The organism is Halomonas sp. ND22Bw, from assembly GCF_003011945.1.
Taxonomy (GTDB): domain Bacteria; phylum Pseudomonadota; class Gammaproteobacteria; order Pseudomonadales; family Halomonadaceae; genus Halomonas; species Halomonas halophila.
In genome coordinates this window covers 1-247 of sequence record NZ_PXWD01001470.1, presented here as the reverse complement: position 1 = coordinate 247, position 247 = coordinate 1, and the positions used below count along the sequence as shown (strand labels likewise).

Sequence of the window (247 nt, the reverse complement as noted above, 5' to 3'; positions counted from 1 at the left end):
ACCGCGCCCTGGACTGGCACGCCCGCGTCCACCGTTTCCTGGACGAGCAGGTGATCCCGCGCGAGCATGAGTATTTCGCCCAGGTGCGCGAGGACTCGACCCGCCAGCCGCCGGTCATGGAGGCGATGAAGGCCGCCGCGCGGGCGGCCTCGGCCGGCCCTTCATCGGACGGCGGGGCCTCGGACGGCAGGGCGCCGGACGGCAAGGCGTCGACGCCGTTGTAGATGACGTCGACGCGGGCCGGATC

At 73.3% G+C, this 247-nt stretch carries 1 pseudogene; it reads left to right on the top strand.

The annotated features are described in order from the left end of the window. Window positions 1–224 (top strand): annotated as a pseudogene (locus CVH10_RS23105) (hypothetical protein); the annotation flags it as partial. Window positions 225–247 lie beyond the last annotated feature (23 nt).